Below are 18,133 nucleotides of genomic sequence, written 5' to 3'. Positions count from 1 at the left end.
CCCCTTTCTCCTCCCTAGACTCGACGAAACCAATCCGGAGGCGAAACGCATGGCGGGACCTATCATCCAGAAGAAGGACGCAGACGTTACCACGTTGATTCTCAACCGCCCCGACGTGGGCAACCGGCAATCGGACGCCGCCCTGGCGGAGCTCACGGCGATGATCGCCTCCGCGGCGAAGGAATCCCGGGCGATCGTCTTGAAAGGGGCGGGCGAAGATTTTTGCCTCGGACGCGAGGCGATGGGACGGCCCGGCCCGGTCATGGAGGCCTACAGCGTGCGCGAGAGAAGCGACGTGATTTTCGCGCTGTACGGAGCATTTCGTGACGCGCCGATCCCGATCGTCGGTGCGGTTCAGGGACGCGCCGCCGGCCTTGGATGCGCCCTGGCCGCGCTCTGCGACATCACGATCGCCAGCGAGCGAGCCCGTTTTCAGCTTCCCGAGATGGCGCATAACATCATGCCCACCATCGCCATGTCGGCGCTGGTGGACCGGCTGCCCCGGAAAGCGGTGGCTTATCTGGTCTATTCGACTCGGGAGATCGACGCCCGCACGGCTCTTTCCTTCGGTCTCGTGAGCGAGGTGGTCGCTCCCGCCGATCTCGATGGCTCGATCGATGACCTGATCGGCCGCATGCGGCAAATGCCCTTGCCGGCCCTGCTGGCGGTAAAAGAGTACGCCCGGAGCGCGTTTTCGATGAGCACGCAAGCCGCCAATGACTTCGCGCGCAACTTGCACGCAACCGTGAATAGCTTTTCGGGAATGCGAGCACCCGCAAGCGGCAGGTGACGCCGGGCCGAATGATTCGTCCGTCGCCCGGCAGGCGCACGGAAACCCCGCCGGACAGGTCAGGACCCGCGTCGGCCCCGGCAGAAACTTGAGCGCTGCCACAACGCCGTCGAAGCGGAAACCGCGCTGATTATGGGTGCCTTGCCGGCGATCGGGTCGCCGCAGGTTGCCTCCTGCAGATCATAATCGTAGTTCCCGGCTCCCGGTTTTTGCATCGAGCTTCTGAGCCCCTGCGAGGCGGTGACGGCTCGAACGGAGCAAAGCGATTGAACGGTTTCAACGGCTTGAACTTACTTACCACGGGCTTCGGCCCGAGAAATCTCATCAGGAGAAATTCATGGCTTTGAAGCTGGTCAGGGGGATTCGTAACCGGCACCCGTCCCGTAAGTCGCGCGAGGAATACCTTCTCGCCTGCCTCCGCGAAGAGCTGGACGATCCGAAATTTACGGACTGGGAGAGATCGTTCATTTCGAGCCTGGCCCGGCAGGTGCGTGAAGGTCGCCGCCTGACCGAAAAGCAAAAGGAAACGCTTGAGCGGATCTGGCGCAAGTGAGCAGCCGGCGGTCAGCGCGCTCCTGCCGCCAGCCGGTCGATCACCCGAGCGAGTCTGAGCCCCGCCTGGAGCAGTCTACGTCTTACTACCTCGCGGGCTCGCCGGATATAATCCTCGTCCGGCTCTCCCGAAGGCGCGATCGTGTAGGCATGGGACATGGCGAGCCGCAGGGATTCGTTCGCCCACTCAGCCGGGTCTCCCGACTTCGAGGACTCCCATTCGGCCGGCGTCGCTCCGGCCACAAGACGTCTCGCCACCTCTTCCACCTCGCCCTCCTCCATCTCCACAAGATCTTTATCCCAAAAGAGATGCAGACTCGTCACGGTTCCGCCGTAGATCAGAGAAATCGTCGTTCCCCCGCGATCGGCGGCCCGACCGGCATGCAGCGGCTGGTGCAGGTCACCCGTCAGGTGTGCGAGATAACGTAGCGCGATTCGGCGGATGTGGAGCGGAGCGTTTCGATCCGCAATTTGTGCTTCGCACCACCGCAGCGCTTCGATCGCGCAGTTTCCCTCGGGACAGTCGACCTCCCGCCGGTAACCCTGCGATCCGTCGGCGATATTCACGTAGTGCAAGACGTCGAGTTCGCGGATGCGCCTGCCGTCGTAATCCGGCCACACCGCCGCATCGGCCAGCGTCTCGCCCGGGGCCAGTAGCTCGCGAACCAGGGTTCGGCCGGCGGGGCTCAACCTGGATGCGGCGATCGCCGCCACGATGCGATGGCCCTTGTCGTGCCACGAAAACGCCGGTGTGCCGCCGAGCAGGAAAGCCAGGGGTCCGACGACCGCCCATCTCACGCAGCGCATCGGTCGCCGCTCCGGGTTCACGGAACCGGCTGGAGTGGTCGACTTGCCCTTCAGCCGCAGGGACCGGGACAGCGACGCGCATCCGGGAATTTCTGTGAAACCGGCCATGGCGAAATTTTTCCAAAAAGGCCTTGCGCTTTTCTTCGAAAGTTCTAAATTGGACTCAGGTGAAGTTTTCCCGGGACTCCGCGCCAGCTCCGTAAAGCAGCTCTTCGAAACCCCACCGCTTCACCCGGAGAGGAGTTACCGCCATGTGGAGCCGGTTGTACCGCGATCACGCCGTAATTCCCTTCCCCAGCTTCGATACTGCCTGCAACGGCTGGACGCCGCAAGCCGCGATCAGCTGGTGGGCGGGTCCGAAACGAGCGTTCCAGTTCGTGAGATTTTCAGATCGCGTACAAACCGAGGAGGAAGCGGTCGAGCGCGCCTGGGCACGCGCGCAGGCATGGATCGACGAGCGGCTTGCCGGGAAGCTATCCGAGCGGCGCGTCATCGATATCATCGACTCGCTCAAGCAGGACGTGGCGCGCAGCAGCTCCCCCGAGCCCGTTTGCGGGCCGGTCGAAACCTTCACCTTCGAGCAGTTCAAGTCCGTCATCTCGAAGACCGGACTCAGGCTAAGCCCGCGACTTTTACAGAAAAGTTACGCCTCCCTCCTCAAGCTGCGCCGCGAGCAGCATTGGTCGTGGGCGGAGATCCGGCAAAAAGTAGAAAATTCCCGCCAGGGGTTGGGCACTGCGACTGCCAGGCGCGGTCCCAAGAGAGCCCCTATCCCGGTCACCGAGCGTGATTGGCGCCGAATCAGCTGAGCGAAGTTGGGCGGCGCTAGAAATAGCTCGGAACCAAAAAGATCTGCTCGGGGCTGTGCTGGACGAAGGTTTTCCCGGTCTTGAGACAGAGGATTTTGTGATGCTCGACTGCGGCCACCTGCGGAGGCAACGATTTTCCTTCGAACGCGCGAGCGATACTCTGTCTCTCGGTCGGGCCCTGCTCCAGATGGATTTTGATCCTCATCGGATGCACGGCGCCGCATTCGCTGCAGAGCGCGTGAAGTTCATACTGGGGCACGGTCGATCTCCCTTCTGACCTTTTCGCGAGTTTCAACCATATCACCGGCGGCCGTGCCGCTCTAGCAGGGAGTTCGTGCCGTCGCAGCGGACCGCGGCCGCACCAAAGACGCAAACCTCCCAACAAGAAAAATACAAGTTGCGGAACGCGCGTCAACGCCGGGTTCTCGTCGGAGGGTCGGCATTCCGGGGACATGGATGATCTTCGGAAACCGCTCAGAGCTCCCATTCCGATTCCCTCCCCGTGCGCTGGGCGGGTGCTTCGGCCTCTCGTTCTCCCGTCCTTTCCCCGGGTTCGGATTCCGCCGTCAGTCGCGCGGAAAACTCCTGCGCCTCTTCGTAGCTTTTCGGAGTGCCCGTGATGGTCGCGGTGCCTGCAGCGATCTCGATTTCCATCGGCTTGTAAAACCAGAAGCTCGCCAGGAAAGCGGCTGCGGCGACCAGCGAGCCGTATTGCACCGCCAGGTCCAGTGTCGCGCCGGGTTCCGGAAAGATCCCGGAGATCCCGCCCAGCCCTCCGCCGACCAACATGAAGAGGTAAACGGCCGCTGAAGCCGCCCCGAGGGCTGCCAGGCCCAGGCTTCGCCTCCACGCGATTCGAACGCGACTGATGGCGCTCCGCGGAACGATGCTTCGGGACTCGCCGAGCACGCCCCTGTCCCGCCGGTGAATCACGTGGAGCCGGGTCAGGACCAAATCGCTTCCATCGGATAGCTTCAACCAGGCGATTTCGTTTTCTTCGCTCATGGATTCCTCCAGACAGCGACGAACGAGGCGGACAGGTCTGCGGGAGGTTTGAATGCCCAGGGCCGCCACAGGACGGCACCAGGAGGAACCTATAACTCATCCGCCCGGGCTTTGACAGCGGCGGACGCTCGCTTCACTTTTCGAGGCCTTGCTCCGGGCGTTCCTGGGTAATGTCCTCTTCGACGAGATCGCCGTAGGGCCAGCGTCTTCCCATGTTGAGGTATTGAAGCTTCAGACGGCGAACCATTTCCACCCGTGAATCGAAGCTTCCGCCCTTGAACATCCCCTCATGGCAGTGATACTCCCGACGCCCTTCGCCGTAATGACAGCCGTAAACGTCGATGGGGCCATCATGTCCAGAGGCCTGAAAAGGCCCCCACCCAAGAAACAGGAACGCGACCGACACAGCGGCCATCTTGATCCGCTTCATGATCCAGGCAAACTCCGGGCTTTATTCTACCACGCTGCATCGGACGGCAGCGACCGTTTTCCGGACCGCGTCCCGGGAGCCTCGGACCGCCTTGATAAGCCTGGCTGTTTCTGATCTCTTGCGAAGGGAGGGAGCCATGGAGATCATTATAAAGATCGCCACCGGCCATTATGAACGGCTGAGAAGCCGTATCCCGGGCGAGTCTCCGGCTCACCAGGCATTGGAGCGCGCCACCCGGATAGATTACTCCGTCGACGGCGTACTGTTCGAGGGGTACAGCGTATCGTGCGACGACACTCAGGCAGGCCTCATCCGGGAGGCCGCGGAACGCTATTGCCCCGTAGCCGTATTGGAAATCGACAAAGCGATCCGCCATGCCCGCGACCGCGGAGCTCTTTAGGAGACGCGCCAGCAGCGAGATGTAGCCAGTCCGCCCGGCCTGAAACCGTGGGCTGACATCGTCCCGACCGCCGTCCTCTCTCGGGCAAATTCCGTCGGTTCCGGCTTCCGATATCTCGTTCAGCCGTACAATTTGGGGCTCTTTCTGCTCAACAACGGGTCTTACCGTTCGGGTGTGCTAAAAAAGTCCTTTTACAGTCAATAAGTTACGCGTGGTATGGCTATTGCGTAGGCTCGCTGGCCGAGGTGACGTAGTTACCCGAGGGAGGTCTAGTCTTATGGATGCGAAATGCAAGGAGCGCATCTCCATTTCGGCGCTAACGGTCACGTGCCTTCTTGCTTTGGTTTCTCCCGGTTGGGGACAGAACTCCGCAGCGCCTGCCGTCGACCAGCGAACTTTGGAGCTGGTCGATCAGCTGAAGGATCTGATTCAGCAGGCGGATCGCGATCCGCGCTCGGACCGGCGGATGGTCAGCCGCCTGCGCGAGCTGGTACGCCGTTATGACTGGCCCTGGAGAGTTTCCCTTTTCTACGACGACTTCCGCGACGGCAACTATACTTATGATCCCGCTTGGACCGTGAGCCAGGGAGACTTCCGCGTCGTGAAAGGGTATGGGCTCAGAACCGCATTCGAGCCACTTCGGCGCGAGCGTCGCATCCAGGCCGGAAGGCGCATGGATGCCGCCGTGGACCTGTTTCAGGGGATCTTCGGTGTCATGCGGGACCGGGATGAAGAGCTGGATCGCTCGACCGATACGCCCATCGCCGCGGAGATCTTCAGTCCCGTACGCGTCAGCAACTCCTTCGCGGCAAGACTCCGATTGAAATTCGAGGCGCCCATCGAGGGCGACGGCCGCCTCGAGTTCGGGCCATACCTGGGGGATGACCGCAGCTACGGCTATCGGCTGGTTTACGAATCGGGCCCGCGCCCGTCCTTGAGTCTATTGCGCGTTGCTCCCGGCCGCTCAGCCGTGATCGAGACCGCCGATCTGGGTTACGGCCTCGACGACGGCCGGCTCCATGTTCTGGAATGGCGCCGCGGCGCGGATAACGAGATGGCGGTTTTCCTGGACAATCGCGAGGTCGTTCGAACCGTCGACCGCGCCTATACCGAGCCGTTCGACGGCGTCGTGCTCGTCAATCGAGCCGGCAGCTACGAGCTGAGGGAAATCGCAGTCTTCGGCACCGAGTGGTAGAGACCGGAATTACCAGTGCCAGACCTGGTCGTGCTGGTCCAACAACTCGGGAACTGACTGCTTTTTGATCTTTTTCACCCCGTCCAGGAGCTGGCCGTCCACCAGGCCGCGCTCCACGGCATCTTCTTCGACGAGGTAAACCGGCACGCCCTTGGCCAGCAAGTTTGCGACGTCCTTATCGATTTCAGGGCCGCGTGCCATGCGCGCGGCCCCGAAAGCCAGGCCGCTCGCGTCCTGACCCTTCGCCGCATAGTTCACGGCGTTGGCCCTGAGCAAGACGGCGATGTCCGCCCCGCTGTTCTTCAACATGTGGCTGAGCCAGAGCACGGTGTCGTCCTGCTCCTCGATCGTTGCTCGGTAGGCCGTCTCCACAACGTTCAGAATCTTCGGCATGGCAGCTCTCCTACTTGGTCGGGATGATCAACGTCGCGTCGCTCGTGTTGGAGGCGTCCAGCAGATCTTTGGGCCCGCCCCGCCGCGGCCCCTCGATCCAGTCGCCCGCGCCGCGCTCGTCGACGCACAGACCGCAATTGACCCAGTCGAGCCTGACGCCCTTTTCGCTGGCCAGCTTGAAGAGCGCGCTGACCCAATCCTTCGTGGTCGGATGCTGCTCCTGCTCGACGGTGGTTCCTTTTACGGGATTGGGATGCGCCGCCTGGGCCTTCATCGTCAGATTGACCGCTCCCTCGTAAGCGAAGACGTTGACGTTGTGGCCCTTCTTCAGCGCCGCGTCGATGATCCGCATCGCGGTGGTGGAATTCGCGGACTCGTAGGGCGCATCCATGATAGCGACCGTGAGCGTCTTACCGGATGGCATACGTCCTCCCTTCAGTGCCAGATCACCTTCGTGCCCGGCTCCATGAGCATATCCACCAGCCGTCCGATGTCGGCGGGTTTCACGCCGTCGACAAGCTGGGTGATCGCCCGCTCTTTCAGCGAGAAATCGTCGGCCAGGACTTCGACCTTCGAACGGATCAGCGCCGCCAGCGCGTCACCGGGCTTGGCGCCTTTGCGCGCCGGCAGCACGCCGTTCTGGATGAGGAACAGCGTCGTCGGGTTTCCCCGCGCGGCGATGCCTCGAACGAGCTCGGAAAGATAGGCGGAGTCCGAGCTGTCGAAAGGATCCCGCGACTCAATGACCAAATACCTCGCCATTGCTTCCCTCCTTTGCTCGAACCTGTGGTTGTAACCCTAACGGAAGAACGAGAGCCTGAACTCCCCCGTATAGAATTTGAAGGCCGATGTCAACCGGGTACAAAGGCGCACTGCAGGCGCCCCGGATCCCCCCGGCGACGGCGGTCAGAGCAGCCGGCCTCCCGGCAGATGGGGAAACGCGCTCATCTCGTGGGGCACCGCGGGAGACTTGGCCTCCGACAGGAACGATCGGTCGAGCTGGTTCAGACGGGTAACTCCCAGAAGGCCCATTGCTACCTTCAGTTCGTCCTCCAGCAGCTCAAGAACCCTCACCAGGCCGGCCTGCCCCGCCGCGCCGAGCCCCCAGCCCTGCAGCTTGCCGATCGCGACCGCCTTGGCGCCGAGAGCGATCGCCTTCAACACGTCGGTCCCGCGAACGATTCCACCGTCGAGCACGATCTCCGCCTTCCCGCCCGCGGCCGCGACGATCTCGGGAAGCATCTCGATCGTGGCCCGGCCGTGATCGAGCTGCCGTCCCCCGTGATTGGAAACGTAGATCGCATCGACTCCGTGCTCGACGGCGATGGCCGCATCCTCGGCGGTGGCCACACCCTTCAGAATGAACGGCAATTCCCCGATCTCCTTGATGACGTCCATCGTTTCCCACGTAAGCCTTGCCCGGTACTCGTAGCCGGAAAGGCGGCGGCTCGGAGGCAGCCAGCGGCCCCTCATCTGCCGTTCCCGGCGGCCGTAATAGGCCGTGTCCACCGTGAGACAAAGCGCGCGGTAGCCCGCTCGCTTTACGCGGCCGAGAATCTGCCTTACCCAGTCCATATCGCCTTGGACGTAGAGCTGGAAAACCTTCGGGCTCGGGCTTGCAGCCGAGATCTCCTCCAGGCTCGGCTGAGTGACGGAGCTTACGAAGTTCACCGTGCCGAACTCGGCGGCGGCTTTCGCCACCGCCGCTCCGCCCTCAGGCGTGAGCGTCTGCAGCGATCCGATCGGCGCCAGCAGCACCGGGATTCTCAGCCGATGGCCGAGGAACTCCGTGGAGGTGTCGACCGTCGAAACGTCGGCAAGCACCCGCGGGCGCAAGGCGATCCGGTCGAAGCCCAACCGATTCCTCAGCATCGTGGTTTCCGACTCGGCGCCTCCGGAGAGATAGTTCCAGGCGTTCTGGTCGAGCCTGCGGCGAGCCTCGACGATGATCTCCTGGTTGCTGACGAAATCCGCGCCCATCATTCCCTCTCACGGCCGAATACCACACGCCGAGTGGACGGGTCAAAGGGGTTCGCAAACGCTCGACGTGCCGGCGGTGGTTTCCGCCCGGGCCGCCGCTTCCTGTTGACAGCCACGCAGGAACGGCTACATTTGGCCTTCGTCGTGGAAGCGGTGGGATGGCTCCCCGCCGGATGCCGCGAGCCGGGGGAGGCGGTCTTCCGGACGACCGCCGAAAGACGCCGGCGGTTTTCCCGTAGAAATTTCCCGCGACTGCGGATTTTTTCTTGTGCGCGCGGTCGTGGCATGTTAAAGTCCAGGAAAAATGGTCCCGAAAAAAATGTTTCTGACCAAGGGGGTCGGGGTCCACAAGGAGAAACTGGCTTCCTTCGAGATGGCTCTCAGGGTTGCGGGTCTGGCTCACTGCAACCTCGTGCTCGTTTCCAGCATCTATCCCCCGGGTTGCAAGATCATCCCTAAAGAAGAAGGATTGAAGCTGCTCCGGCCCGGCGAAATCGTTTTCGCCGTGTACGACCGCGAAAGCAACAACGAGCCCAACCGCCTGATCGCCGCCTCTGTCGGCCTCGCGATTCCCGCCGACTCCTCGATGCACGGCTACCTTTCCGAGCACCACTCTTTCGGTGAGACGGACGAAAAAGCGGGAGAATACGCCGAAGACCTGGCGGCGAGCATGCTGGCCACCACCCTCGGCATCGAGTTCGATCCGGAGCTGGACTGGGACGAGCGCGAGCAGCTGTTCAAGATGTCGGGAAAGATCGTTCGCACCACGAACATCACCCAGTCCGCGGTCGGCAATAAGGACGGCCTCTGGACCACCGTTTTCGCAGCGGCGGTCTTCATCAACGAGGACGAGCCTCCCGCCGAGATCGTGAAACCGCTGCCGAACATCGCCAAGAGCTCCGCTCAGGAAGAGCTGTCTCGCGGGAGCTTCGAAGGCCAGTTCAACAAGAACGTCGAGGCAGGCAGGGAATCGGATAAATCCGTGCTGGAATCGGCGAAGCTCGTCTCCGCGCCGAGGAAAACCTAGTCTCTCCGGCCGTTCGCGTCCGGCTCCCGCCGGACCACCCGCCGCAACCGACCCGTTCCCCGCGAGCCGCACCGTAGTCGGCCACCTGACTGAAACTTCTGGGGGTTTGGGAAGTGGGCCCACCTGGATTCGAACCAGGGACCAACCGGTTATGAGCCGGTGGCTCTAACCAACTGAGCTATGGGCCCGTCGGGGACGGTTTCGCACCGCGATTGACGGCTTTAAGCCTATCGCCTGGGCGGGGGAAAATCCAATTTAGTTTTCCATGAAGCTCTTCAGGCGCTTGCTCCGGCTGGGATGGCGGAGCTTGCGCAGCGCCTTGGCCTCGATCTGGCGGATGCGCTCGCGCGTCACCGTGAACTTCTGCCCGACCTCCTCGAGCGTGTGATCCGATTTCTCGCCGATCCCGAAGCGCATGCGCAAGACCTGCTCCTCCCGGGGCGTCAGCGTGGCGAGCACCTTCTTGGTTTGCTCCTGCAGGTTGATGTTCACCACCGCGTCCGACGGCGTCATGATGCGTTTGTCCTCGATGAAATCCCCCAGATGGCTGTCTTCCTCCTCGCCCACGGGGGTTTCCAGGGAAATGGGCTCCTTGGCGATCTTCAGTACCTTGCGGACCTTGTCCAGCGGGATCTCCATCTTGGAAGCGATCTCCTCGGGCGTGGGCTCGCGGCCGATCTCCTGCACCAGGTAGCGGGAGGTGCGGATCAGCTTGTTGATGGTCTCGATCATGTGCACCGGAATCCGGATCGTGCGCGCCTGGTCGGCGATCGCCCGGGTGATCGCCTGGCGAATCCACCAGGTGGCGTAGGTGGAGAACTTGTAGCCGCGCTGGTATTCGAACTTGTCGACCGCCTTCATCAGCCCGATGTTGCCTTCCTGTATGAGATCGAGGAATTGCAGGCCCCGGTTGGTGTATTTTTTTGCGATGCTGACGACCAGCCGCAGGTTGGCCTCGATCAGCTCCTTTTTCGCGAGGTTCGCCTTGGTCTCGCCCTCGACGATCGCGCAGACCCGCCGTTTGATCTCCTCGGCCGGCATCTCGAGGTCTCTCTCGATGCTGCGGATATCGCGGCGCGAGTTCCGGATGTCTTCCGCCATCTGCAGGATCGCGTCATGCCCCATCCGCAGCGATCCCATCAGGCGCTGCCAGTCCTTGCGCCGCCCGTTCACGGAGGAGACGAGCTTGAGGAGCTCGACCGCGCTCTTTCCGGTCTTTTCCTCGTATTCCTTGACGCGGCGCTCCAGGGCCTGCACGCGCTCCAGCGCCTTCTTGAGACCTTCGACGATGGCTTCGGTCTGGCGCCGGTTGAGCTGCAGCGCCTTGAGGCCGGCGATGATTTTCTCCTGATACCTCTCCAGGCCCTGCTGCAGGGCCTGGCGGCGGTATGCCGAGACGCGCTTGCCCGCGAGCTGACGCCGGATCTTGTCCCGCTCGTTGGCCGTACGCCGGATTCTGGCAATCTGGTCGAGCAGCCGTTTCTCGTGAACGTCCTCGTCCTCGAGGTACTCGGCGTCCTCGTCGCCGTCCTTGATGATCTCACGCACCCGGATCTCGCGCTGGGCCAGCTTCTCTCCCAGCTCCAGGACGTGGCGGAGCGCCAGCGGGCTGGAAAGCACTTCCGAGATCACCTGGTTTTCGCCTTCCTCTATCTTCTTGGCGATCTCCACCTCCCCTTCCCGGCTGAGCAGGGAAACCGTGCCCATCTCGCGCAGGTACATCCGCACCGGGTCGCCGGTTTTCCCCACGACGTCGCCGTCCCCGTCGGCGTCGAGGTCCCGCTCCTCCTCGTCTTCTTCGCTGAGGTCTTCGGCCGCGGATCCAAGGCTGACGCGCTGGTTGGAATCGACAACCTCGATGTCCATCTCTCCGAAGATCGACATGACGTCGTCGATCTGGTCCGGGGAGACCACCTCGGCGGGCAGCATGTCGTTCACGTCGTCGTACGTCAGGTAACCCTTTTCCTTGCCGAGGTCGATGAGCTTCTTCACCTCCTTCATGTTCCGCTTTTCCGCCGGGGGCTCGGAGCGGTCGGAGGCAAACGGCTCGTCGTTCAGCGCGGGGGGAGTTTTGGCTCGATCCTTCGGCGATCTAGGAGGCGTTCTTTTCGTACGACGTCTTGCCATTCTAGTATCCTCTCCCTTTTGGCTTTCTCGTCCTTCTGCTCTTCAGCGGCTCGTATGGCGCTGCGCAGGCTTCGCTCGAGCGCGCGGAAGTGCTTCCGGCGCAGGTGAGACAGGCAGTCCTCCGTCATTTTGTCGCTGTCGCCCTCGGACACCTTGTCGCCCTCGAGGGCCAGGCCCGTGATTTCCGCGGCCATTTCCACCGGACAGTTCTGGGCGACACGCAGCGCGTCGATTTTTCCCTGTTCTTGCCATTCGCGGAGCATGAGGTCAACCAGCGGGCGCCATTTCGCTCCGAAACCCAGGAGGGCTTCGCTATCGCGCCGCACCTTCTCCGCGATCTGCGGAAAGCGGAACATCAGGCTGATCAGCGACCGTTCCGCGACGTCGTCCCGATTCGGCGTCGCCGATGAGCGCGGCGCCTCGACACCCGGCGCCGGCCGAAACCCGGAAAGAGCAGCCGGTTTGCGCAGCAGCTCTTCGCGGATCCCCAGCACGTCGACCGCGCGGCGCACGAGCAGATCGACGTCGACCGGATTCTGAATCTTCGCGAGAACCCGGCCGATCTCCGCCGCGATCCGGCTCTTTCCTTCCAGACTGTCGCCGTACCGCTCTTGGAGCCATGTGAAGGCGTAGTCGGCCAGCGGAACCGCCTTTTCCAGGAGGGCCTCGACCGCCTCCCCACCGCGCTTACGCACGAAGGTGTCGGGATCTTCGCCTTTGGGCAGAAACGCGGCTCTTCCGAACAGCCCCGCCTCCGTGAAAATCTCGAAGCTACGCGCCGCCGCCTTCCGCCCGGCTTCGTCGCCGTCGAACAGCGCGACGATGTTTCGGGTGTAGCGCCCAAGCCCGCGCACGTGATGGACCGTAAGAGCGGTTCCCAGCGTGGCCACCGCGTCGGTCACGCCGTGCTGATGGAGAGCGATCGCGTCCAGGTAGCCTTCGACGACGACCGCCCGGTCCTTCGTTCGAATCCCGTCCTTCGCCTGATTGAGGCCGTAAACCGTCGATCCCTTGCGAAACAGCGGTGTCTCGGCGGAGTTGAGATACTTGGGCAGAGCGCGGTCGAGCACGCGCCCGCCGAAGCCGACGATCTTTCCCGCGGCGTCGGCGATCGGGAACATCACGCGGGCGAAAAACTTCTCGTAGAAGCCCCGCCCGCCGCGTTCCCCGATCAAACCCAGCTGGATCGCTTGCTGGAGCGGCAACCCCTCTTTTCTCAACAGGTCGACCAGCCCCGAGCCTCCCGGCGCAGCGTACCCCAGCATGAAGCGGCGCGCCGTGGCCTCGTCGACGCCGCGGCTCTTCAGGTAGGCCCGCGCCGCATCCCCGGCGCGGCTGAAGAGCAGGCGCTGATAATGCGCGGCGACGCGCTCGTTCAACCGGTAGAGGGCCTCCCGGACGCCCGCGGCCCCGTCGCGCCCGGAGCGCTCGACCGCGATGCCGTAGCGCTTGGCGACACGCTCGACCGCCTCCGGAAATGAGAGATGATCGTAACGCATCAGAAAATCGAACACGCTGCCGCCCTGGTGACAGCCGAAGCAGTGAAAGATTCCTTTTTCCTCGCTGACGGTGAAGGAAGGGGTTTTCTCGCTGTGAAACGGGCACAGCCCCATGTAGTTGCGGCCCGCCCGCTTCAGCGTCACGTAGTCGGAAATGATCTCGACGATCGAAGCGCGCTCGCGGATCTCGACGATCTTTTCCTGCTTGATCATTGGGGATATCAGACCGTGCGGCTCGACGCTCCCCTGGCGTTCTCCGGAAACAGCCGTTCCTTGCCGAACCGGACCATCTTCTCGCCGAGCTGCGAGAAGGGCGGCGCGAGGAGCGACGCGTCCATTTGCTCTCGCAGGGAGGAGGGAATCCAGGAAGCCGGCCTGAGAAAGAAAAGCAGCAGCGCCGCGACGACCGTTCCTTTGCCGAGGCCCACGGCGATGCCGCCGACCCGATTGACGGTGTGGAGGAAAAGAAATTTTTCGGAGCGGTGAAGGAGCCAGCCGGCGAGGGCGAAGAGAAAATAGACCGTAAAGAACACTGCGACGAACGCGGCGCTCTTCAGAAGAATCGGAGAAAACTTCCAGTAGCCGCCCGCGAGCTCCGCAAGGGCGGCGCCATGGCGCGTCGCCGCGTAGAAGCCGAAAACCAGTCCCCCGACCGACAGCACTTCCCGAAACAGCCCCTTGAAATAGCCCCTGAGGCCGAACAGGAAGAGCAGCACCAGAAGAATCAGGTCGACCAAACTCACGGTCCGGGAGCATCCCTGCTCGGGATGCACTCAACCGGCGCGTCCCTTGCGATCATTCACGGCGTCAGCACCCCACCTAATGAGGTCGAAGAACGCGCCAAATCGCGCGAGGGATTGAACAGCCATCGATCGCCGCGGCGTCACGGCCTAGCCGCCGAGCATCTCCCTGACGAGCTCGTTCACCCGCTTGCCGTCGCTGCGCCCGGCGACCTTGGGCATCACCTGTTTCATGACCCGGCCGAGATCCCCGATATTCTTGGCGCCGACCTCCTCGATCGACGCCTGGATGGCGGCGCGCAGCTCGCTCTCGCTCAAAGGCTGGGGCAGGAATCGTTGCAGGACCCGAAGCTCGCTTTCTTCCTTCGCTGCGAGGTCGAGTCTGCCTCCCTTCCTGAACGCCTCGATCGACTCGGTCCGCTGTTTACACAGGCTGGCGATGGTTCGGCGGACCTCGTCGTCGCTCAATTCTCTGCGGGTTCTGATTTCCTCGTTGTGCAGGGCGGACAAGAGCAGGCGAAGCGTGTCGAGCGTGACCCGCTCCCCTCGTTTCATGGCTGACTTCATCTCGGCCTGGATTTCGGCCTTCAATCCCATCGAGTTACAGGCGCTTTTCTTTTCGATCGAAACGCTTAGAACGAATGACGCACGCGCCGCATCGCCCGCTTGCGCGCCGCAATCGCCTTCTTCTTTCGTTTCACGCTGGGCTTCTCGTAGTGCTCGCGTTTGCGCAGCTCCGCCAGGATGCCCGCTTTCTCGCACAGCTTCTTGAAACGCCGAATCGCGCTCTCGATGGATTCGTTTTCACGGACTCGAACACCGGTCATAACTCAGGATCACCCCCAATCCGCTCCGGCCGCTTGAAGGACACTTGATTCTAGCTCAATCGAGCGCCAAGTCAAGCAATTCCATTGACAAATCGGTCCCTTGCACCCGACTCCCGTCCAGCGCGCCGTCCCGCTCCTCAACCGCCGCTCAGCCGGAGCAGTCGCTCGGGATAGTTCGTGAAGATCCCCTGGACGCCGAGCGAGACGAAGTGCTCGATCTCCCGGATATCGTCGAGCGTCCAGACGTAAACGTCCAGGCCCGCTTCCCAGCAACGCTCGAGAAAGCGGCGCGTCGCGAGCTCCTTCTGGACGTGAACCGAAGCGGCGGCGATCTCCTCGGCAAAGCCGACAGGGTCCTCCGGCATGCCCGTCCCCCAGAGGACGCCAAGCCTCGCTTCCGGCGCCAGCTCGCGGACACGCCGGAGGCAGCGATAGTCGAACGAGGAGAACACGGTTCGGTCGAGGTAATCGTAATGGCTCAAGATGAAGAGCGACTTCAGCTCGATGCCCTCCGGCGAGCGTGGATAGCGCTTGATGTCGATGCACAGATCCGCTCGGCCGGCGACGACTTCGACGGCTTCCTCGAGCGTGAGGATGCGCTCGCCGCGAAACGATTTCTTGAACCACCGGCCGGCGTCCAGCCGCTTGAGGTCGGCCAGGCTCTTCTCCCACACGGCGCCTGCCGCCCCCGTGATCCGCCGCAAGCGCTCGTCGTGGAACACCACCACGTGACCGTCCCCGCTGAGCTGGCAGTCGAGCTCGATCATGTCCGCCCGCGCCTCGAGCGCCTTGACGAAGGCCAGGCGGGTGTTCTCGGGGTAGTTGCCCGAAGCGCCCCGATGCGCGATGCGACGGAATCTCGCCATGGATCGAGGGCGCTTCGCCGCGAGCCAAACCGGCGGACGGAGCGGACGGCCTACGGGGAAACGCCCCGGAGATGGATGAAGAACTCCCTGTTTCCTTTCGGGCCCAACAAGGGCGATTCGACCACGCCCAACGTTTCCAGGTCGAGCGCCGCCGCGGCCGTCTTGATCTCTTCGATGACCCGGGCGTGCTCTTCGGCCGACCGCACCACGCCTCCCTTGCCCACCTTGCCTTTGCCCACCTCGAACTGCGGTTTGATCAGCGCCACGATCTCCCCGGGCGGCGCGAGGAGGGCGCGGACGGCGGGAAGCACCAGCCGCAGCGAGATGAACGAAACGTCGATCGTCGCGAGGTCGGCCGGCGACGGCAGATCGGCGGGCCGGAGGTAGCGCACGTTGCGTTTTTCCAGAACCACCACCCGCGGGTCGTTGCGCAGCTTCCAGTCGAGCTGCCCGTAGCCCACGTCGACGGCGTAGACCCGGCTCGCACCGTGGGCGAGCAGGCAGTCGGTGAACCCGCCGGTGGACGCGCCCACGTCGAGCACGATCCTGCCGGCGACCGAAATTCCGAAGACCGCCAGGGCCCTTTCCAGCTTCACCCCGCCGCGACTGACGTAAGGCGACCGCTCCTTGAGCCGGATCTCGGCACCGCGGTCGACGAGCGCCCCGGCCTTGGTGATCGGTCGCCGATCGACGAGCACCTCGCCCGCGAGGATGAGGCCGCGCGCTTCCTCGCGGCTGGCCACCAGCCGGCGTTGGACGAGCAGCTTGTCTAGGCGCTCCCTCGTTCCCATCCCTCGCGGGTCCGCTTCTTCCTCCGCCGCACCAGCTGCAACGCCGCCTGAGTGATGGCGTCTTTGTCGAAGCCGCACAACTTCCTGAGCTCGTCCTGAGTGCCTTGGGGAACGAAGCGGTCGGGAATCCCGAGCCGCTTCAGACACACGTCGGTCATTCCCTCGTCGACGAGCAGCTCGGCAATCGCGCTGCCGAATCCCCCCGCGAGGACATGATCTTCGACGGTGATCACGTACGGCACGCGCGCGAACAGGTCCCGATAGAGCCCGACGTCCAGGGGCTTGACGAAGCGCGCGTTGACGACGGTCGTCTCGATGTTGAGCGCCGCGAGGTCCTGAGCGGCGCGCAGGGCCGGAATCACGGTGTGGCCAACGCCCACCAGGACGAGGTCCCGCCCCTCGCGCAGCACCTCCGCTTCGCCGATCGGCAGTCTCTTGAGCTCGCTCTCCAGCTCGACCCCCCAGCCCTCGCCGCGCGGGTAGCGGAGCGAGATCGGCCCGGGATGGTCGACCGCCGTGCGCAGCATGTGTTGCAGCTCGTTCTCGTCTTTGGGCGCCATGACGACGATATTCGGAATGGACCGCATATAGGCGAAATCGAAAACTCCGTGGTGTGTCGGGCCGTCCGCCCCGACCAGGCCGCCCCGATCCAGCGCGAACACCACGTGGAGGTTCTGCAGGCAGACGTCGTGCAGGATCTGATCGTAGCCCCGCTGCAGAAAGGTGGAGTAGATCGCCACCACCGGGATCAATCCCTCGGTCGCCAGCCCGGCGGCGAACGTCACGGCGTGCTGCTCCGCGATGCCGACGTCGTAGGAACGGCCGGGAATCTCGCGCGAGAACTTGTCGATGCCGGTGCCGCTTCCCATGGCCGCCGTGATCGCGACGACCTTGGGGTTTTCGGCGGCGATCCGTGTCAGCGCGCGGGCGAACACCTCGGTGTACGACGGCACCGGCCCCTTTTCCTTTTTCGACTTGCCGGTGAGCACGTGAAACGGAGTGACGCTGTGAAAACGCACCGGATCGGCCTCGGCCGGCGGATACCCTTTCCCCTTCTTGGTCAGCACGTGGACCAGGACCGGCCGGTCCAGTCGCTTGACGTTTTCCAGCGTGGTCACCATCTCCGCGATGTTATGGCCGTCGATCGGACCCACGTACTGGAGTCCCAGCGCTTCGAACAAAAAGCCGGGCGTGACCAGGCCGATGAACGAATCCTTGATCTTGCGCGCGAGCTGGAACAGCTCCTCGCCCCTGGGCAGGGTGCGCAGCAGCGCGGAGAGGTTCTTCTGGAGTCGCATGCCGAGCGCGGTGGTGAATTGCCGGCTCAGGAAGGACGACACCGCACCCACCCGCGGATCGATGAAGATCGCGTTGTCATTGAGCACGACGATCAGGTCCTTGTCGAGGTGACCGGCCTGGTTGAGCCCCTCGAACGTGAGGCCGGCGCTCAGGCAGCCGTCGCTGATGACCGAAACGACCTTGCGGGAAGCTTTCGCCAGGGTCTTTGCCTCGACCATCCCGAGAGCGGCCGAGATCGACGTGCCGGCGTGGCCGGCGCCGAAGACGTCGTACTCGCTCTCCTCCCGGCTGAGGAAACCGCTGATTCCGCCGAGCTGCCGGATCGTCATCAGCCGGTCGCGCCGGCCGCAGATCAGCTTGTGGGCGTAAGCCTGGTGGCCGGTGTCCCAGACGATGCGATCCTCGGGCGTGTTGAAGACGTAGTGGAGCGCCAGCGTCAGCTCGACCGCGCCGAGTGTCGACGCGAAATGTCCGCCGACCTCCGACACCACCGAGATCACTTCCTCGCGGATTTCCTGGGCGAGTTGCTTGAGCTCTTCGACCGTAAGCTTCCGGATGTCACCCGGACACTCGATGCCGTCGATCAAACGTGCCAT

General features: G+C 63.3%; 21 protein-coding genes, 1 tRNA gene and 1 pseudogene. 6 read left to right on the top strand and 17 right to left on the bottom strand.

Annotated elements, in window-relative coordinates:
• Window positions 1-49 precede the first annotated feature (49 nt).
• Window positions 50-790, top strand: a complete 741-nt coding sequence (locus VNN77_08095; GenBank protein ID HXG51347.1) for an enoyl-CoA hydratase/isomerase family protein — start codon at window positions 50-52, stop codon at window positions 788-790.
• A 337-nt stretch (window positions 791-1,127) separates the two neighbouring features.
• The gene (locus tag VNN77_08090) at window positions 1,128-1,343 is read left to right on the top strand and encodes a hypothetical protein (GenBank protein HXG51346.1); all 216 of its coding nucleotides are present in this window, start codon (window positions 1,128-1,130) and stop codon (window positions 1,341-1,343) included.
• Between the two features lie 11 nt (window positions 1,344-1,354).
• Here the strand turns inward: VNN77_08090 and VNN77_08085 are convergent, their stop codons facing one another.
• Window positions 1,355-2,149 carry a S1/P1 nuclease gene (locus VNN77_08085; protein ID HXG51345.1) on the bottom strand — a complete coding sequence of 265 codons (795 nt, stop codon included), beginning with the start codon at window positions 2,147-2,149 and terminating at the stop codon, window positions 1,355-1,357.
• 251 nt (window positions 2,150-2,400) lie between these two features.
• Between VNN77_08085 and VNN77_08080 the strand changes: the two genes are divergently transcribed.
• Window positions 2,401-2,958: a hypothetical protein gene (locus VNN77_08080; GenBank protein ID HXG51344.1), complete on the top strand. Its 558-nt coding sequence runs from the start codon at window positions 2,401-2,403 to the stop codon at window positions 2,956-2,958.
• Between the two features lie 16 nt (window positions 2,959-2,974).
• Here VNN77_08080 and VNN77_08075 read toward each other — a convergent pair whose 3' ends face one another.
• The 3 genes from VNN77_08075 to VNN77_08065 all read right to left on the bottom strand — a co-directional run bounded on the left by VNN77_08075 (window position 2,975) and on the right by VNN77_08065 (window position 4,393).
• Complete coding sequence (locus tag VNN77_08075; GenBank protein ID HXG51343.1) at window positions 2,975-3,217, bottom strand: hypothetical protein; 243 nt, start codon at window positions 3,215-3,217, stop codon at window positions 2,975-2,977.
• 215 nt (window positions 3,218-3,432) lie between these two features.
• Window positions 3,433-3,963: a hypothetical protein gene (locus tag VNN77_08070; protein ID HXG51342.1), complete on the bottom strand. Its 531-nt coding sequence runs from the start codon at window positions 3,961-3,963 to the stop codon at window positions 3,433-3,435.
• A gap of 133 nt (window positions 3,964-4,096) precedes the next feature.
• Window positions 4,097-4,393, bottom strand: a complete 297-nt coding sequence (locus VNN77_08065) for a hypothetical protein (GenBank protein ID HXG51341.1) — start codon at window positions 4,391-4,393, stop codon at window positions 4,097-4,099.
• A 136-nt stretch (window positions 4,394-4,529) separates the two neighbouring features.
• On the opposite strand from VNN77_08065, the gene VNN77_08060 reads away from it, so the two are divergent.
• A complete protein-coding gene (locus tag VNN77_08060; GenBank protein ID HXG51340.1) occupies window positions 4,530-4,793 on the top strand; it encodes a hypothetical protein in 264 nt (87 codons plus the stop codon).
• Window positions 4,794-5,070: 277 nt separating this feature from the next.
• Window positions 5,071-5,988: a hypothetical protein gene (locus VNN77_08055; protein HXG51339.1), complete on the top strand. Its 918-nt coding sequence runs from the start codon at window positions 5,071-5,073 to the stop codon at window positions 5,986-5,988.
• 9 nt (window positions 5,989-5,997) lie between these two features.
• Here VNN77_08055 and VNN77_08050 read toward each other — a convergent pair whose 3' ends face one another.
• The 4 genes from VNN77_08050 to VNN77_08035 all read right to left on the bottom strand — a co-directional run bounded on the left by VNN77_08050 (window position 5,998) and on the right by VNN77_08035 (window position 8,364).
• Complete coding sequence (locus VNN77_08050; protein HXG51338.1) at window positions 5,998-6,381, bottom strand: DsrE family protein; 384 nt, start codon at window positions 6,379-6,381, stop codon at window positions 5,998-6,000.
• A 10-nt stretch (window positions 6,382-6,391) separates the two neighbouring features.
• Window positions 6,392-6,805 (bottom strand): DsrE family protein, encoded by a 414-nt coding sequence (locus tag VNN77_08045; GenBank protein HXG51337.1) that lies wholly within the window; start codon window positions 6,803-6,805, stop codon window positions 6,392-6,394.
• Window positions 6,806-6,816: 11 nt separating this feature from the next.
• Complete coding sequence (locus VNN77_08040; protein ID HXG51336.1) at window positions 6,817-7,143, bottom strand: DsrE family protein; 327 nt, start codon at window positions 7,141-7,143, stop codon at window positions 6,817-6,819.
• Window positions 7,144-7,287: 144 nt separating this feature from the next.
• Window positions 7,288-8,364, bottom strand: coding sequence for an alpha-hydroxy acid oxidase (locus tag VNN77_08035; GenBank protein HXG51335.1), 1,077 nt, complete (start codon window positions 8,362-8,364; stop codon window positions 7,288-7,290).
• Between the two features lie 301 nt (window positions 8,365-8,665).
• Between VNN77_08035 and VNN77_08030 the strand changes: the two are divergent.
• Window positions 8,666-9,202, top strand: a pseudogene (locus VNN77_08030) (arginine decarboxylase, pyruvoyl-dependent).
• Window positions 9,203-9,502: 300 nt separating this feature from the next.
• On the opposite strand, the gene VNN77_08025 reads toward VNN77_08030, so the two are convergent.
• From VNN77_08025 to dxs, 9 genes are all read right to left on the bottom strand, one after another.
• Window positions 9,503-9,576: transfer RNA gene (locus VNN77_08025), tRNA-Ile, on the bottom strand.
• Window positions 9,577-9,643: 67 nt separating this feature from the next.
• The gene (gene rpoD / locus VNN77_08020) at window positions 9,644-11,515 is read right to left on the bottom strand and encodes an RNA polymerase sigma factor RpoD (protein HXG51334.1); all 1,872 of its coding nucleotides are present in this window, start codon (window positions 11,513-11,515) and stop codon (window positions 9,644-9,646) included.
• Window positions 11,443-13,227, bottom strand: a complete 1,785-nt coding sequence (dnaG, locus tag VNN77_08015; protein ID HXG51333.1) for a DNA primase — start codon at window positions 13,225-13,227, stop codon at window positions 11,443-11,445. The genes rpoD and dnaG overlap by 73 nt, the downstream gene beginning before the upstream one ends.
• An 8-nt stretch (window positions 13,228-13,235) precedes the next feature.
• On the bottom strand, window positions 13,236-13,757 hold the full coding sequence (locus VNN77_08010; GenBank protein ID HXG51332.1) for a CvpA family protein: 522 nt from the start codon (window positions 13,755-13,757) through the stop codon (window positions 13,236-13,238).
• A 147-nt stretch (window positions 13,758-13,904) separates the two neighbouring features.
• Window positions 13,905-14,351 carry a GatB/YqeY domain-containing protein gene (locus tag VNN77_08005; protein HXG51331.1) on the bottom strand — a complete coding sequence of 149 codons (447 nt, stop codon included), beginning with the start codon at window positions 14,349-14,351 and terminating at the stop codon, window positions 13,905-13,907.
• A 35-nt stretch (window positions 14,352-14,386) separates the two neighbouring features.
• Complete coding sequence (gene rpsU, locus VNN77_08000; protein ID HXG51330.1) at window positions 14,387-14,581, bottom strand: 30S ribosomal protein S21; 195 nt, start codon at window positions 14,579-14,581, stop codon at window positions 14,387-14,389.
• A 137-nt stretch (window positions 14,582-14,718) separates the two neighbouring features.
• Window positions 14,719-15,447 (bottom strand): glycerophosphodiester phosphodiesterase family protein, encoded by a 729-nt coding sequence (locus VNN77_07995; GenBank protein HXG51329.1) that lies wholly within the window; start codon window positions 15,445-15,447, stop codon window positions 14,719-14,721.
• Between the two features lie 50 nt (window positions 15,448-15,497).
• Window positions 15,498-16,238 carry a TlyA family RNA methyltransferase gene (locus VNN77_07990; GenBank protein HXG51328.1) on the bottom strand — a complete coding sequence of 247 codons (741 nt, stop codon included), beginning with the start codon at window positions 16,236-16,238 and terminating at the stop codon, window positions 15,498-15,500.
• Window positions 16,217-18,133 (bottom strand): 1-deoxy-D-xylulose-5-phosphate synthase, encoded by a 1,917-nt coding sequence (gene dxs / locus VNN77_07985; protein HXG51327.1) that lies wholly within the window; start codon window positions 18,131-18,133, stop codon window positions 16,217-16,219. The genes VNN77_07990 and dxs overlap by 22 nt, the downstream gene beginning before the upstream one ends.

The sequence above is a fragment of the Candidatus Zixiibacteriota bacterium genome (genome assembly GCA_035574315.1).
GTDB lineage: Bacteria > Desulfobacterota > Binatia > UBA9968 > UBA9968 > DATLYW01.
This window is presented reverse-complemented; position numbering and strand designations above follow the sequence as displayed.